This window comes from Edwardsiella sp. A.80236 (assembly GCF_044540725.1).
Lineage (GTDB): Bacteria > Pseudomonadota > Gammaproteobacteria > Enterobacterales > Enterobacteriaceae > Edwardsiella > Edwardsiella tarda.
Genome location: NZ_JBIUCY010000027.1, coordinates 1 through 15,600, shown reverse-complemented (window position 1 = coordinate 15,600; position 15,600 = coordinate 1). Strand labels below are relative to the sequence as shown.

General features: G+C 52.4%; 31 protein-coding genes and 1 pseudogene. 1 reads left to right on the top strand and 31 read right to left on the bottom strand.

Going from position 1 to position 15,600, the window contains the following annotated elements; translation table 11 throughout:
• Positions 1 to 17 precede the first annotated feature (17 nt).
• Positions 18 to 434, top strand: a complete 417-nt coding sequence (gene mscL / locus ACEQFP_RS16425) for a large-conductance mechanosensitive channel protein MscL (RefSeq protein WP_005290344.1) — start codon at positions 18 to 20, stop codon at positions 432 to 434.
• Positions 435 to 479: 45 nt separating this feature from the next.
• Here mscL and zntR read toward each other — a convergent pair whose 3' ends face one another.
• The 31 genes and pseudogenes from zntR to tuf form a co-directional block, all read right to left on the bottom strand.
• Positions 480 to 944 (bottom strand): Zn(2+)-responsive transcriptional regulator, encoded by a 465-nt coding sequence (zntR, locus tag ACEQFP_RS16420; protein ID WP_005290347.1) that lies wholly within the window; start codon positions 942 to 944, stop codon positions 480 to 482.
• Positions 945 to 946: 2 nt separating this feature from the next.
• Positions 947 to 1,321 (bottom strand): DUF1992 domain-containing protein, encoded by a 375-nt coding sequence (locus ACEQFP_RS16415; protein ID WP_005297554.1) that lies wholly within the window; start codon positions 1,319 to 1,321, stop codon positions 947 to 949.
• 117 nt (positions 1,322 to 1,438) lie between these two features.
• Positions 1,439 to 1,825 (bottom strand): 50S ribosomal protein L17, encoded by a 387-nt coding sequence (gene rplQ / locus ACEQFP_RS16410; RefSeq protein WP_005297556.1) that lies wholly within the window; start codon positions 1,823 to 1,825, stop codon positions 1,439 to 1,441.
• A gap of 40 nt (positions 1,826 to 1,865) precedes the next feature.
• Positions 1,866 to 2,855, bottom strand: a complete 990-nt coding sequence (locus ACEQFP_RS16405) for a DNA-directed RNA polymerase subunit alpha (protein ID WP_005290354.1) — start codon at positions 2,853 to 2,855, stop codon at positions 1,866 to 1,868.
• 25 nt (positions 2,856 to 2,880) lie between these two features.
• On the bottom strand, positions 2,881 to 3,501 hold the full coding sequence (rpsD, locus tag ACEQFP_RS16400) for a 30S ribosomal protein S4 (protein ID WP_005290355.1): 621 nt from the start codon (positions 3,499 to 3,501) through the stop codon (positions 2,881 to 2,883).
• Positions 3,502 to 3,531: 30 nt separating this feature from the next.
• A complete protein-coding gene (rpsK, locus tag ACEQFP_RS16395; protein ID WP_001029684.1) occupies positions 3,532 to 3,921 on the bottom strand; it encodes a 30S ribosomal protein S11 in 390 nt (129 codons plus the stop codon).
• Between the two features lie 16 nt (positions 3,922 to 3,937).
• Entirely contained in the window at positions 3,938 to 4,294 is a 357-nt protein-coding gene (gene rpsM / locus ACEQFP_RS16390) for a 30S ribosomal protein S13 (RefSeq protein WP_035604886.1), read from the bottom strand.
• A gap of 146 nt (positions 4,295 to 4,440) precedes the next feature.
• On the bottom strand, positions 4,441 to 4,557 hold the full coding sequence (gene rpmJ / locus ACEQFP_RS16385; protein WP_008815462.1) for a 50S ribosomal protein L36: 117 nt from the start codon (positions 4,555 to 4,557) through the stop codon (positions 4,441 to 4,443).
• A 33-nt stretch (positions 4,558 to 4,590) separates the two neighbouring features.
• The gene (gene secY, locus ACEQFP_RS16380) at positions 4,591 to 5,922 is read right to left on the bottom strand and encodes a preprotein translocase subunit SecY (protein ID WP_005290357.1); all 1,332 of its coding nucleotides are present in this window, start codon (positions 5,920 to 5,922) and stop codon (positions 4,591 to 4,593) included.
• A 7-nt stretch (positions 5,923 to 5,929) separates the two neighbouring features.
• Positions 5,930 to 6,364: a 50S ribosomal protein L15 gene (gene rplO, locus ACEQFP_RS16375; protein WP_005290360.1), complete on the bottom strand. Its 435-nt coding sequence runs from the start codon at positions 6,362 to 6,364 to the stop codon at positions 5,930 to 5,932.
• 3 nt (positions 6,365 to 6,367) lie between these two features.
• Positions 6,368 to 6,547: a 50S ribosomal protein L30 gene (gene rpmD / locus ACEQFP_RS16370; RefSeq protein WP_005290362.1), complete on the bottom strand. Its 180-nt coding sequence runs from the start codon at positions 6,545 to 6,547 to the stop codon at positions 6,368 to 6,370.
• 6 nt (positions 6,548 to 6,553) lie between these two features.
• A complete protein-coding gene (gene rpsE / locus ACEQFP_RS16365; RefSeq protein ID WP_005290366.1) occupies positions 6,554 to 7,054 on the bottom strand; it encodes a 30S ribosomal protein S5 in 501 nt (166 codons plus the stop codon).
• 14 nt (positions 7,055 to 7,068) lie between these two features.
• Entirely contained in the window at positions 7,069 to 7,422 is a 354-nt protein-coding gene (gene rplR, locus ACEQFP_RS16360) for a 50S ribosomal protein L18 (RefSeq protein WP_005290368.1), read from the bottom strand.
• A 9-nt stretch (positions 7,423 to 7,431) separates the two neighbouring features.
• A complete protein-coding gene (rplF, locus tag ACEQFP_RS16355; RefSeq protein WP_005290371.1) occupies positions 7,432 to 7,965 on the bottom strand; it encodes a 50S ribosomal protein L6 in 534 nt (177 codons plus the stop codon).
• 12 nt (positions 7,966 to 7,977) lie between these two features.
• The gene (gene rpsH / locus ACEQFP_RS16350) at positions 7,978 to 8,370 is read right to left on the bottom strand and encodes a 30S ribosomal protein S8 (RefSeq protein ID WP_005290373.1); all 393 of its coding nucleotides are present in this window, start codon (positions 8,368 to 8,370) and stop codon (positions 7,978 to 7,980) included.
• A 33-nt stretch (positions 8,371 to 8,403) separates the two neighbouring features.
• Positions 8,404 to 8,709 carry a 30S ribosomal protein S14 gene (gene rpsN / locus ACEQFP_RS16345; protein ID WP_005290375.1) on the bottom strand — a complete coding sequence of 102 codons (306 nt, stop codon included), beginning with the start codon at positions 8,707 to 8,709 and terminating at the stop codon, positions 8,404 to 8,406.
• Positions 8,710 to 8,722: 13 nt separating this feature from the next.
• Entirely contained in the window at positions 8,723 to 9,262 is a 540-nt protein-coding gene (gene rplE, locus ACEQFP_RS16340) for a 50S ribosomal protein L5 (RefSeq protein WP_005290377.1), read from the bottom strand.
• A 14-nt stretch (positions 9,263 to 9,276) separates the two neighbouring features.
• The gene (rplX, locus tag ACEQFP_RS16335) at positions 9,277 to 9,591 is read right to left on the bottom strand and encodes a 50S ribosomal protein L24 (protein WP_005290378.1); all 315 of its coding nucleotides are present in this window, start codon (positions 9,589 to 9,591) and stop codon (positions 9,277 to 9,279) included.
• A gap of 11 nt (positions 9,592 to 9,602) precedes the next feature.
• The gene (rplN, locus tag ACEQFP_RS16330; protein ID WP_005290380.1) at positions 9,603 to 9,974 is read right to left on the bottom strand and encodes a 50S ribosomal protein L14; all 372 of its coding nucleotides are present in this window, start codon (positions 9,972 to 9,974) and stop codon (positions 9,603 to 9,605) included.
• A gap of 165 nt (positions 9,975 to 10,139) precedes the next feature.
• The gene (gene rpsQ / locus ACEQFP_RS16325; RefSeq protein ID WP_005290382.1) at positions 10,140 to 10,394 is read right to left on the bottom strand and encodes a 30S ribosomal protein S17; all 255 of its coding nucleotides are present in this window, start codon (positions 10,392 to 10,394) and stop codon (positions 10,140 to 10,142) included.
• Entirely contained in the window at positions 10,394 to 10,585 is a 192-nt protein-coding gene (gene rpmC, locus ACEQFP_RS16320; RefSeq protein WP_005290385.1) for a 50S ribosomal protein L29, read from the bottom strand. Before rpmC ends, rpsQ begins: the two co-directional genes overlap by 1 nt.
• On the bottom strand, positions 10,585 to 10,995 hold the full coding sequence (gene rplP / locus ACEQFP_RS16315) for a 50S ribosomal protein L16 (RefSeq protein ID WP_005290387.1): 411 nt from the start codon (positions 10,993 to 10,995) through the stop codon (positions 10,585 to 10,587). Before rplP ends, rpmC begins: the two co-directional genes overlap by 1 nt.
• Positions 10,996 to 11,007: 12 nt before the next feature.
• A complete protein-coding gene (gene rpsC, locus ACEQFP_RS16310) occupies positions 11,008 to 11,709 on the bottom strand; it encodes a 30S ribosomal protein S3 (RefSeq protein WP_005290389.1) in 702 nt (233 codons plus the stop codon).
• Between the two features lie 17 nt (positions 11,710 to 11,726).
• Complete coding sequence (rplV, locus tag ACEQFP_RS16305; protein ID WP_005290391.1) at positions 11,727 to 12,059, bottom strand: 50S ribosomal protein L22; 333 nt, start codon at positions 12,057 to 12,059, stop codon at positions 11,727 to 11,729.
• A 14-nt stretch (positions 12,060 to 12,073) separates the two neighbouring features.
• Positions 12,074 to 12,352, bottom strand: coding sequence for a 30S ribosomal protein S19 (rpsS, locus tag ACEQFP_RS16300; protein WP_005290393.1), 279 nt, complete (start codon positions 12,350 to 12,352; stop codon positions 12,074 to 12,076).
• Positions 12,353 to 12,366: 14 nt separating this feature from the next.
• Positions 12,367 to 13,191, bottom strand: coding sequence for a 50S ribosomal protein L2 (gene rplB / locus ACEQFP_RS16295; protein WP_005297575.1), 825 nt, complete (start codon positions 13,189 to 13,191; stop codon positions 12,367 to 12,369).
• A gap of 19 nt (positions 13,192 to 13,210) precedes the next feature.
• A complete protein-coding gene (rplW, locus tag ACEQFP_RS16290) occupies positions 13,211 to 13,513 on the bottom strand; it encodes a 50S ribosomal protein L23 (RefSeq protein ID WP_005290397.1) in 303 nt (100 codons plus the stop codon).
• Complete coding sequence (rplD, locus tag ACEQFP_RS16285; RefSeq protein WP_005290399.1) at positions 13,510 to 14,115, bottom strand: 50S ribosomal protein L4; 606 nt, start codon at positions 14,113 to 14,115, stop codon at positions 13,510 to 13,512. Before rplD ends, rplW begins: the two co-directional genes overlap by 4 nt.
• Before the next feature lie 10 nt (positions 14,116 to 14,125).
• Positions 14,126 to 14,755, bottom strand: coding sequence for a 50S ribosomal protein L3 (gene rplC / locus ACEQFP_RS16280; RefSeq protein WP_005290401.1), 630 nt, complete (start codon positions 14,753 to 14,755; stop codon positions 14,126 to 14,128).
• A 32-nt stretch (positions 14,756 to 14,787) separates the two neighbouring features.
• Entirely contained in the window at positions 14,788 to 15,099 is a 312-nt protein-coding gene (gene rpsJ, locus ACEQFP_RS16275) for a 30S ribosomal protein S10 (RefSeq protein ID WP_001181005.1), read from the bottom strand.
• A 291-nt stretch (positions 15,100 to 15,390) separates the two neighbouring features.
• A pseudogene (tuf, locus tag ACEQFP_RS16270) lies at positions 15,391 to 15,600 on the bottom strand (elongation factor Tu); the annotation flags it as partial.

The following is a 15,600-nucleotide window of genomic DNA, read 5'->3' as shown; positions in this document are numbered from 1 at the left end:
TTGTTGTGGGGGTAGCTATGAGCTTACTAAAAGAGTTCCGCGAGTTCGCCATGCGCGGCAATGTGGTCGACATGGCCGTGGGTGTCATCATCGGCGCCGCATTTGGCAAGATCGTCTCTTCTCTGGTCGGCGATGTGATCATGCCAGTTCTGGGGCTATTGATCGGTGGGGTCGATTTCAAACAGTTTCACTGGGTGCTGCGTGAAGCCGCCAATGGAGCCCCCGCCGTGGTCGTCAACTATGGCCAGTTCATTCAGACCATCTTCGACTTTGTCATCGTCGCCTTCGCCATCTTTATGGCGATTAAGCTGATGAACAAGCTACGTCGCCAGAAGGCCGAGGCGCCTGCCGCACCACCGGCACCCAGCGCCGAAACGGTACTCTTGAGTGAGATCCGTGATCTGCTAAAGGCACAGCAAGATAAACAGCCCTAACCCGCCATCCGGCGATGAGGCCGCATCGCCATACCGCCGATGCGGCTAACCCAGCGAAGAAGAGGAGGTGAAGTGGCCGCGCAGATCGACTCGTGGCAACAACGCCTCCGCCCCACTCTCCAAGGCCTCCAGAATCGAACAATACGCGCTACTGTGTGCGGTGCCGCAGCAAGCGTCGCTAAGACGCCGCAACGAATCACGCATATGTTCCAATTCTCGCAGTTTCTCCTCAACCTCACGCAACCGGCGCTCCACGATGGCCTTTGACTCTTGGCAAGTGTGGTGTGCCGGATCGACGCGAATAGAGAGTAACTCGCGAATCGCCTCCAGCGGCAAACCTAGGTGCTTAGCATAGCGAATAAAGCGTAGACGCTGCAGATCGGCGTCACTATACAAGCGATAACCGCCCTCGGTACGCACCTCATGCGCCATCATCTGCTGCTTCTCATAATAGCGAATGGTATCCGGTGTCACACCAGCCAGTTTTGCCAATTGCCCTATGCGATACATCGCTACTCCTCGCTTTTACACAGTCGGTCGCGTAGTGATACACCATAACTACCGCGCAGGAAGGCCGTATCCATTCCCGCCTGACGCAGACGTAGCTCCAGTAATGTCAGACGTTTACTCAACGCACTGTAGTCGGGGTGATCCGTTTGAATGCCGCGCAACATCTCGGCCAGGGAGAGCGCCTCGCGCCGCTGTTCCAATTCCGGAGGTAAACAACCGGCATTTTTCAACAGGCGATACCCTGCCCGCAACTCAGCGGGGATATGACTATCATCATCCAGACACAAGGGGCGTCCTTCACCGGGTAGGGCAGAAAGCTCACCGCGTGCCTGAGCCTCAGCAATATGACGCTCGGCCCACTCATCGATAATCGACATAATGATCTCGCTTAACTCGTTATCTGCAGAGTAAAGCCAGAGGGAGGGAAATGAAAGGGTAAAAAATACAATAAAAAAACCGGGCCAAAGGCCCGGCTTTCTTAATGCTTTAGCAAATTACTCTGCTGCAGCTTCTGCTTCAGATACAGAACGATCAACCAGCTCGATGTAAGCCATCGGCGCGTTGTCGCCTGCACGGAAGCCACACTTCAGAATGCGAGTGTAGCCACCGGCACGGCTCGCGAAGCGCGGGCCCAGCTCGTTAAACAGTTTTGCCACGATCTCGTTATCACGAGTACGGGCGAATGCCAGACGACGGTTAGCAACGCTGTCGGTCTTGGCAAGAGTAATCAGCGGCTCAACCACGCGACGCAGCTCTTTCGCTTTAGGCAGGGTCGTCTTGATGATTTCATGACGAACCAGAGAGCCGGCCATGTTGCGGAACATAGCCTGGCGATGGCTGCTGTTGCGGTTCAGTTGACGACCACTCTTACGATGGCGCATGACCTTATCCTTCTCAGTAAAACCTTAACCTGTGATCCAGTTACTCGTCAGCGATACTTGCCGGCGGCCAGTTTTCTAGGCGCATGCCCAGAGACAGACCGCGTGAGGCCAGCACGTCTTTAATCTCAGTAAGAGATTTTTTACCCAGGTTAGGCGTTTTCAGCAACTCAACCTCGGTACGCTGTACCAGATCACCGATGTAGTGGATAGCTTCTGCCTTCAGGCAGTTCGCAGAGCGGACAGTCAATTCCAGATCGTCAACAGGGCGCAGCAGGATCGGATCGAACTCAGGCTTCTCTTCTTTCACTTCCGGCTGACGTACATCACGCAGGTCAACGAAAGCTTCCAGTTGTTCAGCCAGGATAGTTGCCGCACGGCGAATTGACTCTTCCGGGTCAATGGTACCGTTGGTTTCCATCTCGATGACCAGCTTGTCCAGGTCGGTACGCTGCTCAACACGCGCTGCTTCAACATTGTAGGCAATACGCTCTACAGGGCTGTAGCAGGCGTCAACCAGCAGACGGCCGATTGGGCGCTCATCTTCTTCCGAATGAATTCGGGCAGACGCCGGCACATAACCACGACCACGCTGAACTTTGATACGCATATTGATAGATGCGTTCTCATCGGTCAGGTGACAGATCACATGGTGCGGCTTGACGATTTCGACATCACCGTCGTGGGTGATGTCGGCTGCAGTCACAGGGCCAATGCCAGATTTATTCAGGGTAAGAATTACTTCATCTTTGCCTTGAACTTTCACCGCCAGCCCTTTCAGGTTGAGCAGGATTTCCAGGATATCTTCCTGTACGCCTTCTTTGGTGCTGTACTCGTGCAGTACACCATCAATCTCAACCTCGGTCACCGCGCAACCCGGCATGGATGAAAGCAGAATACGGCGCAGTGCGTTACCAAGAGTATGGCCAAAGCCACGCTCTAACGGCTCAAGGGTCACCTTGGCGTGCGTCGAACTCAGTTGCTCGATATCTACCAGGCGCGGTTTTAGAAACTCTGTCACAGAACCCTGCATTGTGTCCTCTCTTTGGTACTAAGCTTTACTTGGAGTAAAGCTCGACGATCAGGTGTTCGTTAATGTCCGCAGACAGGTCGGAACGCTCAGGCTGACGCTTGAACACACCTTCCATTTTAGCAGCATCAACTTCCAGCCAAGTCGGCTTTTCACGCTGCTCAGCCAGCTCCAGAGCGGCTTTAACGCGAGACTGCTTCTTCGCTTTCTCACGGACGCTGACTACGTCATTCGGAGATACCTGATAAGAAGCGATGTTAACAACGCGACCGTTTACTACGATAGCCTTGTGGCTAACCAGCTGACGTGCTTCTGCGCGAGTCGCACCGAAGCCCATACGGTAAACAACGTTGTCCAGACGACCTTCCAGCAGAGCCAACAGGTTTTCACCGGTGTTGCCTTTCAGACGTGCTGCTTCTTTGTAGTAGTTACGGAACTGACGCTCCAGGACGCCGTAGATACGACGAACTTTTTGCTTCTCACGCAACTGAACACCGTAGTCAGACAGACGCGGCTTGCGCGCACCGTGCTGGCCAGGTGCCTGTTCAATTTTACACTTGGAATCGATCGCGCGAACACCTGACTTCAGGAACAGGTCGGTGCCCTCACGACGGCTCAGCTTGAGCTTAGGACCCAAATATCTTGCCATTTTCTTTCTCCAACTATCCGAGAAACGACGTTATACGCGACGTTTCTTCGGCGGACGACAACCGTTATGAGGGATCGGAGTCACATCAGTGATGTTCGTGATGCGGAAACCGGCCGCGTTCAGAGCGCGGATGGTAGATTCGCGACCCGGACCCGGTCCTTTGACCATAACTTCCAGATTCTTGATACCGTACTCTTTTACAGCGTCAGCGCAGCGCTCTGCTGCAACCTGAGCGGCAAACGGAGTAGATTTACGAGAACCACGGAAACCGGAACCACCGGCTGTTGCCCAACCCAGTGCGTTACCCTGACGATCAGTAATGGTAACGATGGTGTTGTTGAAAGAAGCATGGATGTGAGCCACACCGTCAGATACTTGCTTTCTTACGCGCTTGCGTGCACGAATTGGTGCTTTTGCCATTGTTCAATCACCCCGACTATTTCTTGATCGGTTTACGCGGACCCTTACGGGTACGTGCGTTGGTCTTAGTACGCTGACCGCGAACCGGCAGACCACGACGATGGCGTAAACCACGATAGCTACCAAGATCCATCAGACGCTTGATGCTCAGGGTAATCTCACGACGCAGATCGCCTTCTACAGTGTATTTGGCGACTTCGTCACGCAGCTTCTCGATTTGTTCTTCAGACAGCTCACTGATCTTAACATTTTCGGCAATGCCCGTAGCGGCGCAGATGGCCTGAGAACGGGTTTTACCGATACCGAAGATCGCGGTCAGCGCGATTACGGTATGTTTCTGATCAGGAATGTTAATGCCTGCTATACGGGCCACTATGCACTCCTAGATTAATATACGACGGCACCACTCTGAAAAGCCCGTTTTCAGGATACTCAAATGGCGCCGTTGCAACAAACAAAAGATTGGCTGGCTAATCTAGCCAGCTCAACCCAACTTTGCAAGAAAAATATGCGAGATAATCAGCCTTGACGCTGCTTATGCTTCGGTTCTACGCTGCAAATCACTCGCACAACACCGTTGCGCTTAACGATTTTGCAGTTACGGCATAATTTCTTGACGGAAGCACGAACTTTCATTTTACTCTCCGTAACTTCTCAAACTCACCTGGATTAGCGGTTATAGCCTTTCAGGTTCGCTTTCTTCAATGCAGACTCGTACTGACTAGACATCATCAGAGTTTGCACTTGAGCCATAAAGTCCATGATGACGACTACTACGATGAGTAGTGAGGTACCACCGAAATAGAACGGTACTTTCATCGCATCACGCATGAACTCCGGGATCAGGCAGATAAATGTAATGTACAGCGCACCAACCAGAGTCAGACGGGTCATTACCTTATCGATGTACTTCGCCGTTTGCTCTCCCGGACGAATTCCTGGTACAAATGCACCGGACTTCTTCAGGTTATCCGCTGTTTCACGCGGGTTGAAGACCAACGCCGTGTAGAAGAAACAGAAGAAGATGATTGCAGACGCATAGAGTAACACATAAAGCGGTTGCCCAGGCTGCAAATACAGCGAAATTGTAGTCAGCCAGTTCCAACCTGTACCGCCCCCAAACCAAGATGCAATCGTGGCCGGGAACAGAATGATGCTGGAAGCGAAGATTGCCGGGATAACCCCTGCCATATTCACTTTCAACGGCAAATGTGTGCTCTGTGCTGCGTAAACACGACGACCTTGCTGACGCTTGGCATAGTTAACGACGATACGACGCTGACCACGCTCCACGAAAACAACGAAGAAGGTTACTGCGAATACTAACACTGCAACCAACAGCAACAGAAGGAAGTGCAGGTCGCCCTGCCGCGCTTGCTCGATAGTATGGCCAATCGCCGGCGGAAGACCCGCCACAATCCCTGCGAAGATAATGATCGAGATACCGTTGCCGATACCACGTTCAGTAATCTGTTCGCCCAACCACATCAGGAACATTGTCCCGGTGACCAAGCTCACTACCGCAGTGAAGTAGAAAGCAAAGCCCGGATTAATTACCAGGCCTTGCATCCCAGGCATATTCGGCAGACCGGTAGCGATACCGATCGACTGAAATATGGCCAGCACCAGTGTACCGTAACGGGTGTACTGACTAATCTTACGACGGCCAGCCTCCCCTTCTTTCTTAATCTCTGCCAGGGTGGGGTGAACCACCGTCAGCAGCTGGATGATGATCGACGCCGAGATATACGGCATGATCCCCAACGCAAAGATAGAAGCACGGCTCAGAGCACCACCGGAAAACATGTTAAACATGTCGATGATGGTGCCCTGCTGTTGCTCAAGCAGTTTGGCAAGTACAGCGGCATCAATACCAGGGATCGGAATAAAAGAGCCAATGCGGAAAACAATCAGCGCCCCAATAACAAACAACAGTCTGCGCTTGAGTTCGCCCAGTCCACCTTTGGCACTTTGAAAATCTAATCCCGGTTGTTTAGCCATCTGCTACTTATTCCTCGATTTTACCGCCAGCAGCTTCAATCGCAGCACGAGCGCCTTTGGACACACGCAGACCGCGCAGGGTTACTGCACGATTGATTTCGCCAGACAGCATAACTTTGGCGAATTCGATCTGCGGGCCAATCACGTTAGCCGCTTTCAGCACGTTCAGGTCGATAACGTCGCCTTCGATCAGTGCGATCTCAGACAGACGAATTTCAGCAGTCACCATCGCTTTGCGAGAGGTGAAGCCGAACTTCGGCAGACGACGGTACAGCGGCATCTGGCCACCTTCGAACCCGCGACGTACGCCACCGCCAGAACGAGATTTCTGACCTTTGTGACCACGGCCACCGGTTTTACCCAGGCCAGAACCGATACCACGACCCAGACGCTTGGAAGCGTGCTTGGAGCCTTCGGCCGGAGACAGAGTATTCAAACGCATCTGTTACTCCTCAACTTTAACCATGTAGGAAACCGCGTTGATCATACCACGAACGGCAGGAGTATCCTCACGCTCTACGGTGTGACCGATGCGACGCAGACCCAGGCCAAGCAGCGTTGCCTTGTGTTTCGGCAAACGGCCGATCGCACTGCGGGTTTGAGTAATTTTGATAGTCTTTGCCATGGTCTATTACCCCAGAATTTCTTCAACGGATTTACCACGCTTGGCAGCGACCATTTCCGGAGATTTCATACTTTCCAGACCGTCGATAGTTGCACGAACCACGTTAATCGGGTTGGTGGAACCATATGCTTTAGCCAGAACGTTACGAACTCCAGCGACTTCCAGGACGGCGCGCATTGCACCACCGGCGATGATACCGGTACCTTCAGAAGCCGGCTGCATGAACACACGAGAACCCGTGTGAGCGCCCTTAACCGGGTGCTGCAGGGTGCCGCTGTTCAGCGCGACGTTGATCATGTTGCGACGGGCTTTCTCCATCGCTTTCTGGATCGCTGCCGGGACTTCACGGGCTTTGCCGTAACCAAAACCGACGCGACCGTTGCCATCACCCACTACAGTCAGTGCGGTGAAGCTAAAAATACGGCCACCCTTAACAGTCTTAGATACGCGATTTACCGCGATCAGCTTTTCCTGCAGTTCGCCAGCTTGTTTTTCGATGTGCGACATCTTACACCTCTACCTTAGAACTGAAGGCCAGCTTCACGGGCAGCATCTGCCAGTGCCTGGACACGACCATGATATTGGAAACCAGAGCGATCGAAGGACACGTCCTTGATGCCTTTTTCCAGCGCGCGTTCAGCGATAGCTTTACCTACAGCTGCTGCGGCTTCTTTGTTCCCAGTGTATTTCAGTTGTTCACTGATTGCTTTTTCTACGGTAGAAGCGGCAACCAGGACTTCAGATCCATTCGGGGCAATAACCTGTGCGTAGATGTGACGCGGGGTACGATGTACCACCAGGCGAGTTGCACCCAGCTCTTTGAGCTTGCGGCGTGCGCGGGTCGCACGACGGATACGAGCAGATTTCTTATCCATAGTGTTACCTTACTTCTTCTTAGCCTCTTTGGTACGCACGACTTCGTCGGCGTAACGGACACCTTTGCCTTTGTAAGGCTCAGGACGACGGTAAGCGCGCAGATCCGCTGCAACCTGACCGATCAGCTGCTTATCAGCGCCTTTCAGCACGATTTCAGTCTGAGTCGGGCATTCAGCAGTGATGCCTGCCGGCAGCTCATGATCAACCGGGTGAGAGAAGCCCAGGGCCAGATTCACCACGTTGCCTTTAATCGCTGCACGATAACCAACACCTACCAGCTGCAGCTTCTTAGTGAAGCCTTCGGTAACACCGATAACCATTGAGTTCAGCAGTGCACGAGCGGTACCCGCCTGGGCCCAACCGTCCACGAAGCCTTCACGCGGACCAAAGGTCAGTGCGTTATCAGCATGCTTAATTTCAACAGCGTCGTTGATAGTACGAGTCAGCTCGCCGTTTTTACCCTTGATCGAAATAACCTGACCGTTGAGTTTTACCTCTACGCCGGCAGGAATGACGACGGGTGCTTTTGCAACACGAGACATTCTTTCCTCCGATTACGCTACGTAGCAGATAATCTCGCCACCCAGGCCAGCTTGGCGGGCAGCACGATCAGTCATGACACCTTTAGAGGTAGAAACAACTGCGATACCCAGACCGGCCATAACTTTCGGCAGCTCATCTTTTTTCTTATAGATGCGCAGACCAGGGCGGCTGATACGCTGAATGCTTTCTACTACCGGCTTGCCCTGGAAGTACTTCAGTACCAGTTCCAGAACAGGCTTGGCGTCGCCTTCGATTTTGAAATCTTCAATAAAACCTTCTTCCTTCAGCACGTTGGCAATTGCCACTTTCAGCTTGGAGGAAGGCATGGTGACCGCAACTTTGTTCGCGGCCTGACCGTTACGGATACGGGTCAGCATATCCGCGATCGGATCTTGCATGCTCATCTGTCTTTACTCCCGTGATTCAATTGGTGACAATTACCAGCTAGCCTTTTTCAGACCCGGGATTTCACCGCGCATAGCGGCTTCACGGACCTTGATACGGCTCAACCCGAACTTACGCAGGAAAGCGTGCGGACGGCCAGTTTGGCGGCAGCGATTACGCTGACGGCTCGGGCTGGAATCACGCGGCAGAGTCTGCAGCTTAAGAACCGCATTCCAACGATCTTCGTCGGAAGCGTTGACATCAGAAATGATAGCCTTCAGTTCAGCGCGTTTGGCAAAGAACTTTTCAGCTAACTTCACGCGCTTGACTTCGCGTGCTTTCATGGATTGCTTAGCCATTAGTAACCCTACCTTACTTGCGGAACGGGAAGTTAAAAGCAGTCAGCAGCGCACGGCCTTCTTCGTCAGATTTCGCAGTAGTGGTAATGGTGATATCCAAACCACGAACGCGATCGACTTTGTCATAGTCGATTTCTGGGAAGATGATCTGCTCACGTACGCCCATGCTGTAGTTACCACGGCCGTCGAAAGACTTCGCAGACAAGCCACGGAAGTCACGGATACGCGGTACAGCAATAGAGATCAGACGCTCAAAGAACTCCCACATGCGTTCGCCACGCAGAGTTACTTTACAGCCGATCGGATAGCCCTGACGGATTTTGAAGCCTGCAACTGATTTGCGTGCTTTGGTGATCAACGGTTTTTGACCGGAGATTGCTGCCAGGTCAGCTGCTGCGTTATCCAGCAGTTTCTTGTCAGCGATCGCTTCACCAACACCCATGTTCAGGGTGATCTTCTCGACCCGAGGGACTTGCATGACAGAATTGTAGTTAAACTCAGTCATGAGTTTTTTAACTACTTCGTCTTTGTAGTAATCATGCAGTTTCGCCATCGTACTACTCCAAATTACTTGATAGTTTCGCCATTGGACTTGAAGAAACGGACTTTTTTGCCGTCTTCAAACCGAAAGCCTACACGGTCCGCTTTACCGGTCGCCGCATTGAAGATTGCAACGTTGGAAACCTGAATTGCGGCTTCTTTTTCAACGATGCCACCCGGTTGGTTCAGGGCCGGAACCGGCTTCTGATGTTTCTTAACCAGGTTGATGCCTTCAACGACAACTTTACCAGAAGACAGGACGTTTTTTACTTTACCGCGCTTACCTTTATCTTTGCCGGTCAGCACGATTACTTCGTCATCACGACGGATTTTCGCTGCCATGGATTCGCTCCTTAGAGTACTTCTGGTGCCAGAGAGATGATTTTCATGAACTTTTCAGAACGCAGTTCACGAGTCACCGGCCCAAAAATACGCGTACCGATCGGCTGCTCACTGTTGTTGTTCAACAGTACACAAGCATTGCCGTCAAAGCGAACGACAGATCCGTCAGGGCGACGAACACCCTTCTTGGTGCGCACCACTACCGCCTTCAGCACATCGCCTTTTTTGACCTTACCACGCGGAATTGCTTCCTTGATGGTGATCTTGATGATGTCGCCGATGCCTGCGTAGCGACGGTGCGAGCCACCCAGAACCTTGATACACATTACGCGACGCGCGCCGGAGTTATCGGCGACGTTCAGCATAGTCTGTTCTTGGATCATTTCAGTGCTCCGCTAATGTCAACTACTACTTCGAGACCCAGTTGGGCCGTTAAAAATCCCCATGATTGAGGGCGCAGCATTATAACACCGCTTCCAAAATATGGGTAGAAAAAATAAACGGCTCAAAATCTGAGCCGTTTATCATTGCTGAGACAGTGTACTGTATTACAGTACAGCTTTCTCTACAACGCGAACCAGCGTCCAGGATTTGGTCTTGGACAGCGGACGGCATTCGCGGATTTCAACCACGTCACCGATACCGCATTCGTTGTTCTCGTCATGTACGTGCAGTTTGGTCGTACGTTTGATGAATTTACCGTAGATCGGGTGCTTCACCATGCGCTCGATAGCAACAACAATGGATTTCTCCATTTTGTCGCTAACAACACGACCTTGCAGAGTACGGATTTTATCGGTCATTACGCACCCGCCTTCTCGTTCAGTAAAGTCTTAACACGTGCGATATTACGACGCACTTGCTTCAACAGGTGAGACTGTTGCAGCTGGCCGCCTGCTGCCTGCATGCGCAGATTAAACTCTTCGCGCAGCAAGTTCAGCAGCTCGGTGTTCAGCTCTTCAACACTCTTCTCACGCAGCTCGTTTGCTTTCATTACATCACCGTCTTAGTTACAAAGGTGGTTTTGATAGGCAGTTTCGCTGCTGCCAGTTTGAAGGCCTCACGGGCCAGCTCTTCAGGCACACCGTCCATCTCGTACAGGACTTTACCCGGCTGAATCAGGGCTACCCAGTACTCAACGTTACCTTTACCTTTACCCATACGAACGGCCAGCGGTTTCTCAGTGATCGGCTTGTCCGGGAACACGCGAATCCAGATTTTACCCTGACGCTTAACAGCACGAGTCATTGCACGACGCGCTGCTTCGATTTGGCGGGCAGTCAAACGGCCACGGCCAACAGCTTTCAGACCGAAAGTGCCGAAGCTAACATCCGTACCCTGCGCCAGACCGCGGTTACGGCCTTTATGCACTTTACGGAATTTTGTACGCTTAGGTTGTAACATCAGCGACTCTCCTTACTTGCGGCCTTTACGCTGCTGCTTCTTAGGCTGAGCAGCCGGTTTTTCCGGTTGTTCAACAGCAGCCATACCACCCAGGATCTCACCTTTGAAGATCCATACCTTAACGCCGATTACACCATAAGTGGTGTGCGCTTCAGAGGTGTTGTAGTCGATGTCCGCACGCAGCGTGTGCAACGGTACACGACCTTCACGGTACCATTCGGTACGCGCGATCTCAGCACCGCCCAGGCGGCCGCTGACTTCAACTTTAATACCTTTAGCGCCCAGACGCATAGCGTTCTGTACAGCACGCTTCATAGCACGACGGAACATAACGCGACGTTCCAGCTGAGAAGTGATGCTGTCAGCCACCAGTTTGGCGTCCAGTTCCGGTTTACGCACTTCGGCGATGTTGATCTGTGCCGGTACGCCTGCAATTTCTGCAACGCCCTTGCGCAGTTTTTCTACGTCTTCGCCTTTCTTACCGATAACGATACCCGGGCGAGCGGTGTGAATGGTCACACGGATGCTCTTCGCCGGACGCTCGATCACGATGCGAGAAACGGACGCTTTTTCCAGCTCTTTGTTCAGGAACTGACGAACTTTAAAGTCGCTGTCCAGGTTGTCAGCGAATTCTTTCGTATTCGCATACCAGGTAGAGTTCCAAGGCTTCACAATACCCAGGCGAATACCATTAGGATGTACTTTCTGACCCATTGCTAGTCTCCAGAGTCTCAGCGATCGGACACAACCACAGTAATGTGGCTGGTGCGCTTCAGGATACGATCAGCGCGACCTTTTGCACGCGGCATGATGCGCTTCATGGTCGGGCCTTCGTCGACGAAGATCTTGGATACTTTCAGATCATCGATGTCAGCGCCATCGTTGTGTTCTGCGTTAGCAATGGCAGATTCCAGAACCTTCTTGACCAGTACAGCCGCTTTCTTGTTGGTGTAGGTCAGAATTTCCAGAGCCTGTGACACTTTCTTACCGCGGATCAGGTCAGCCACCAGGCGAACCTTCTGAGCAGAAGAGCGAGCATGGCAATGCTTGGCAATAGTTTCCATCTCTTCCTCCTACCTTATTTCTTTTTGGCTTTTTTATCAGCCGCATGGCCGCGATAAGTACGAGTCGGCGCGAACTCACCCAGCTTGTGGCCGACCATTTCGTCGACGACAAATACCGGTACGTGCTGACGACCATTATGGACAGCGATGGTCAAACCGATCATGTTTGGAAAGACCGTTGAACGACGGGACCAAGTCTTAAGTGGCTTTTTGTCTCCGCTTTCCACCGCTTTCTCTACCTTCTTCAGCAAGTGCAGGTCAATAAAAGGACCTTTCTTGAGAGAACGTGGCATGGTTTATCCTCTAATTATTTTTTACTACGGCGACGTACGATGAATTTATCAGTACGCTTATTGCTGCGGGTCTTCTTACCTTTGGTCTGAACGCCCCACGGAGTTACCGGGTGCTTACCAAAGTTACGACCTTCACCACCACCGTGCGGATGGTCTACCGGGTTCATCGCCGTACCGCGAACGGTCGGACGAACACCACGCCAGCGTGCAGCACCTGCTTTACCCAGAACGCGCAGCATATGCTCAGCGTTACCGACTTCGCCCAGAGTGGCGCGGCAGTCAGCTGGGATTTTGCGCATTTCGCCAGAACGCAGACGCAGGGTGACATAAGCACCTTCACGCGCAACGATCTGAACGTAAGCACCAGCGGAACGAGCCAACTGGCCGCCTTTACCCGGCTTCATTTCTACGTTATGAACGGTAGAACCAACCGGGATGTTGCGCATCGGCAGGGTGTTACCCGCCTTGATCGCAGCGTCGACGCCAGATTGAATCTGATCGCCAGCTTTCAGGCCTTTCGGTGCCAGGATGTAACGGCGTTCGCCATCTTTGTACAGAACCAGCGCGATGTTCGCGGAACGGTTCGGATCGTACTCCAGACGCTCAACTACAGCCGGGATACCGTCTTTATTGCGTTTGAAGTCAATCAGACGATACTGCTGCTTGTGACCACCACCGATGTGACGAGTGGTGATGCGGCCGTTGTTGTTACGACCACCGCTCTTGCTGTTTTTTTCCAGCAGCGGGGCGAAAGGTTTGCCCTTGTGCAGCTCAGGGTTAACCACTTTAACAACGTGGCGACGACCCGGAGATGTCGGTTTACATTTAACAATTGCCATTGTTCGCTACTCCTCCGACTTACTCTGCGCCGCCGATGAAGTCCAGATTCTGGCCTTCTTTCAGGGTGACGTAAGCTTTTTTCCAGTCGCTACGACGACCGATACGCTGACCGTGACGCTTCACTTTCCCTTTAACAACCAGGGTGCGAACGGTGTCAACTTCAACTTCGAACAGTTTCTTAACTGCGGCTTTGATTTCTGCTTTGGTTGCATCAGTAGCAACTTTGAGAACGATGGTGTTGTTCTTTTCCATCGCCATAGACGCTTTTTCAGAAACGTGCGGCGCGCGCAGTACTTTCAGCAGACGTTCTTCACGGATCATGCCAGCATCTCCTCAACTTGCTTAACAGCGTCAGCAGTCATAACCACTTTGTCGAAGGCGATCAGGCTAACCGGGTCGATGCCTGCTACGTCGCGTACGTCAACCTTGTACAGGTTGCGAGCGGCCAGGAACAGGTTCTCGTCGACTTCGCTGGTTACAATCAGCACATCATCCAGCGCCATCTCTTTCAGTTTCTGTGCCAGCAGCTTGGTTTTCGGTGCTTCAACAGAGAACTTCTCGACGACGATCAGACGATCTTGACGTACCAGTTCGGACAGGATGCTTTTCAGCGCGCCGCGGTACATCTTTTTGTTAACTTTTTGACTGTGATCCTGCGGACGTGCAGCGAAGCTCACACCACCAGAACGCCAGATCGGGCTCTTGATAGAACCAGAACGCGCACGGCCGGTGCCTTTCTGACGCCACGGTTTTTTACCGGAGCCAGTAACTTCAGCACGGGTCTTCTGAGCACGAGTACCCTGACGGGCACCGGCTGCATAAGCCACAACAACCTGGTGAACCAGCGCTTCGTTGAAATCACGACCGAAGGTAGTTTCGGAAACAGTCAGCGCGCTTTGCGCGTCTTTCAATACTAATTCCATTGCTATCTCCTCACGCCTTCACAGCCGGTTTAACGATCAGGTCGCCACCGGTCGCACCCGGGACTGCACCTTTAACCAGCAGCAGGTTGCGCTCAGCGTCAACACGTACTACGTCCAGGCTCTGAACGGTTACACGCTCGTTGCCCAGGTGACCTGCCATTTTCTTACCCTTGAACACTTTGCCCGGAGTCTGGTTCTGACCGATAGAACCCGGAACGCGGTGAGACAGGGAGTTACCATGGGTAGCGTCCTGAGTACGGAAGTTCCAGCGCTTAACAGTGCCGGCGAAACCTTTACCTTTGGAGATACCGGTAACGTCTACTTTTTTAACGTCAGCGAAGATTTCTACGGAGATGTTCTGGCCGATGGTGAACTCTTCACCTTCAGACAGACGGAATTCACGCAGAACGCGGCCAGCTTCAACGCCAGCTTTCGCGAAGTGACCCGCTTCCGGTTTGGTTACACGGTTAGCTTTCTTGCTACCAGTGGTAACCTGGATGGCGCGGTAGCCGTCGTTGTCCAGATCTTTGACCTGAGTAACGCGGTTTGCTTCGATTTCGATAACGGTTACAGGGATAGAAACGCCATCTTCAGTGAAGATGCGGGTCATACCCACTTTTTTCCCGACTAAACCAATCATTGTTTCAACCTCTCAATCGCTCAATGTCCTGATTAACCCAGGCTGATCTGCACGTCTACACCGGCAGCCAGATCCAGACGCATCAGAGCATCAACGGTTTTCTCGGTTGGCTCAACGATGTCAACCAGACGCTTGTGAGTGCGGATTTCGTACTGATCACGCGCGTCTTTGTTGACGTGCGGGGAGATCAGAACGGTAAAGCGCTCTTTGCGGGTCGGCAGCGGGATCGGACCACGGACTTGCGCACCAGTGCGCTTGGCAGTCTCGACGATTTCCGCGGTTGATTGATCGATCAGACGATGATCAAATGCTTTCAGGCGGATACGGATTCTTTGGTTCTGCATGAGACCAGAGCTCCAATTATTTTATAAACGTAGAAAATTACTCCTCGCACCCATTTCGATTGACGGGGGAGTGTAATCGTTCATTTCATAACTCCCATATCGGGAGTATTGTTTGGCGGAAGATACCGCCGCTGATCGAAATCAGGCTGCCAATATTAGGCAAGCCCGCGCATTATACTTAGATCTGGCCAGGAAGCAAGGCCGGATGCAAAATAACCAGCGTTAGCGGCGCATCTCACCATGAAAAAGGGCGCCATAGCGCCCTTTCTCGTGTCATTGCCTGACTATCGATTACTCGATAACTTTAGCAACAACGCCCGCACCAACGGTACGGCCGCCTTCGCGGATTGCGAAGCGCAGACCGTCGTCCATGGCGATCGGGTGGATCAGGGTAACAACCATCTTGATGTTGTCGCCCGGCATGACCATCTCTACGCCTTCCGGCAGTTCGATGGTACCAGTCACGTCAGTAGTACGGAAGTAGAACTGCGGACGGTAGCC

Excerpts from the sequence above, each read along its gene's own strand:
- rpsE (WP_005290366.1), bottom strand. The coding sequence starts at position 7,054 with ATGTCGCACATCGAAAAACAAGCTGGCGAACTGCAGGAAAAGCTGATC.
- rplQ (WP_005297556.1), bottom strand. The coding sequence starts at position 1,825 with ATGCGCCATCGTAAGAGTGGTCGTCAACTGAACCGCAACAGCAGCCAT.
- ACEQFP_RS16405 (WP_005290354.1), bottom strand. The coding sequence starts at position 2,855 with ATGCAGGGTTCTGTGACAGAGTTTCTAAAACCGCGCCTGGTAGATATC.
- rplV (WP_005290391.1), bottom strand. The coding sequence starts at position 12,059 with ATGGAAACTATTGCCAAGCATTGCCATGCTCGCTCTTCTGCTCAGAAG.
- rplN (WP_005290380.1), bottom strand. The coding sequence starts at position 9,974 with ATGATCCAAGAACAGACTATGCTGAACGTCGCCGATAACTCCGGCGCG.
- rpsN (WP_005290375.1), bottom strand. The coding sequence starts at position 8,709 with ATGGCTAAGCAATCCATGAAAGCACGCGAAGTCAAGCGCGTGAAGTTA.
- rplB (WP_005297575.1), bottom strand. The coding sequence starts at position 13,191 with ATGGCAATTGTTAAATGTAAACCGACATCTCCGGGTCGTCGCCACGTT.
- rplR (WP_005290368.1), bottom strand. The coding sequence starts at position 7,422 with ATGGATAAGAAATCTGCTCGTATCCGTCGTGCGACCCGCGCACGCCGC.
- rplP (WP_005290387.1), bottom strand. The coding sequence starts at position 10,995 with ATGTTACAACCTAAGCGTACAAAATTCCGTAAAGTGCATAAAGGCCGT.
- rpsC (WP_005290389.1), bottom strand. The coding sequence starts at position 11,709 with ATGGGTCAGAAAGTACATCCTAATGGTATTCGCCTGGGTATTGTGAAG.
- rpsH (WP_005290373.1), bottom strand. The coding sequence starts at position 8,370 with ATGAGCATGCAAGATCCGATCGCGGATATGCTGACCCGTATCCGTAAC.
- rpsK (WP_001029684.1), bottom strand. The coding sequence starts at position 3,921 with ATGGCAAAAGCACCAATTCGTGCACGCAAGCGCGTAAGAAAGCAAGTA.
- rpmJ (WP_008815462.1), bottom strand. The coding sequence starts at position 4,557 with ATGAAAGTTCGTGCTTCCGTCAAGAAATTATGCCGTAACTGCAAAATC.
- mscL (WP_005290344.1), top strand. The coding sequence starts at position 18 with ATGAGCTTACTAAAAGAGTTCCGCGAGTTCGCCATGCGCGGCAATGTG.
- rpsQ (WP_005290382.1), bottom strand. The coding sequence starts at position 10,394 with ATGACCGATAAAATCCGTACTCTGCAAGGTCGTGTTGTTAGCGACAAA.
- rplO (WP_005290360.1), bottom strand. The coding sequence starts at position 6,364 with ATGCGTTTGAATACTCTGTCTCCGGCCGAAGGCTCCAAGCACGCTTCC.
- rplE (WP_005290377.1), bottom strand. The coding sequence starts at position 9,262 with ATGGCGAAACTGCATGATTACTACAAAGACGAAGTAGTTAAAAAACTC.
- rplD (WP_005290399.1), bottom strand. The coding sequence starts at position 14,115 with ATGGAATTAGTATTGAAAGACGCGCAAAGCGCGCTGACTGTTTCCGAA.
- rplX (WP_005290378.1), bottom strand. The coding sequence starts at position 9,591 with ATGGCAGCGAAAATCCGTCGTGATGACGAAGTAATCGTGCTGACCGGC.
- rpmD (WP_005290362.1), bottom strand. The coding sequence starts at position 6,547 with ATGGCAAAGACTATCAAAATTACTCAAACCCGCAGTGCGATCGGCCGT.
- rplC (WP_005290401.1), bottom strand. The coding sequence starts at position 14,755 with ATGATTGGTTTAGTCGGGAAAAAAGTGGGTATGACCCGCATCTTCACT.
- rpsS (WP_005290393.1), bottom strand. The coding sequence starts at position 12,352 with ATGCCACGTTCTCTCAAGAAAGGTCCTTTTATTGACCTGCACTTGCTG.
- secY (WP_005290357.1), bottom strand. The coding sequence starts at position 5,922 with ATGGCTAAACAACCGGGATTAGATTTTCAAAGTGCCAAAGGTGGACTG.
- rplF (WP_005290371.1), bottom strand. The coding sequence starts at position 7,965 with ATGTCTCGTGTTGCAAAAGCACCCGTCGTCATTCCTGCCGGCGTAGAG.
- ACEQFP_RS16415 (WP_005297554.1), bottom strand. The coding sequence starts at position 1,321 with ATGTCGATTATCGATGAGTGGGCCGAGCGTCATATTGCTGAGGCTCAG.
- rpmC (WP_005290385.1), bottom strand. The coding sequence starts at position 10,585 with ATGAAAGCAAACGAGCTGCGTGAGAAGAGTGTTGAAGAGCTGAACACC.
- zntR (WP_005290347.1), bottom strand. The coding sequence starts at position 944 with ATGTATCGCATAGGGCAATTGGCAAAACTGGCTGGTGTGACACCGGAT.
- rplW (WP_005290397.1), bottom strand. The coding sequence starts at position 13,513 with ATGATCCGTGAAGAACGTCTGCTGAAAGTACTGCGCGCGCCGCACGTT.
- rpsJ (WP_001181005.1), bottom strand. The coding sequence starts at position 15,099 with ATGCAGAACCAAAGAATCCGTATCCGCCTGAAAGCATTTGATCATCGT.
- rpsD (WP_005290355.1), bottom strand. The coding sequence starts at position 3,501 with ATGGCAAGATATTTGGGTCCTAAGCTCAAGCTGAGCCGTCGTGAGGGC.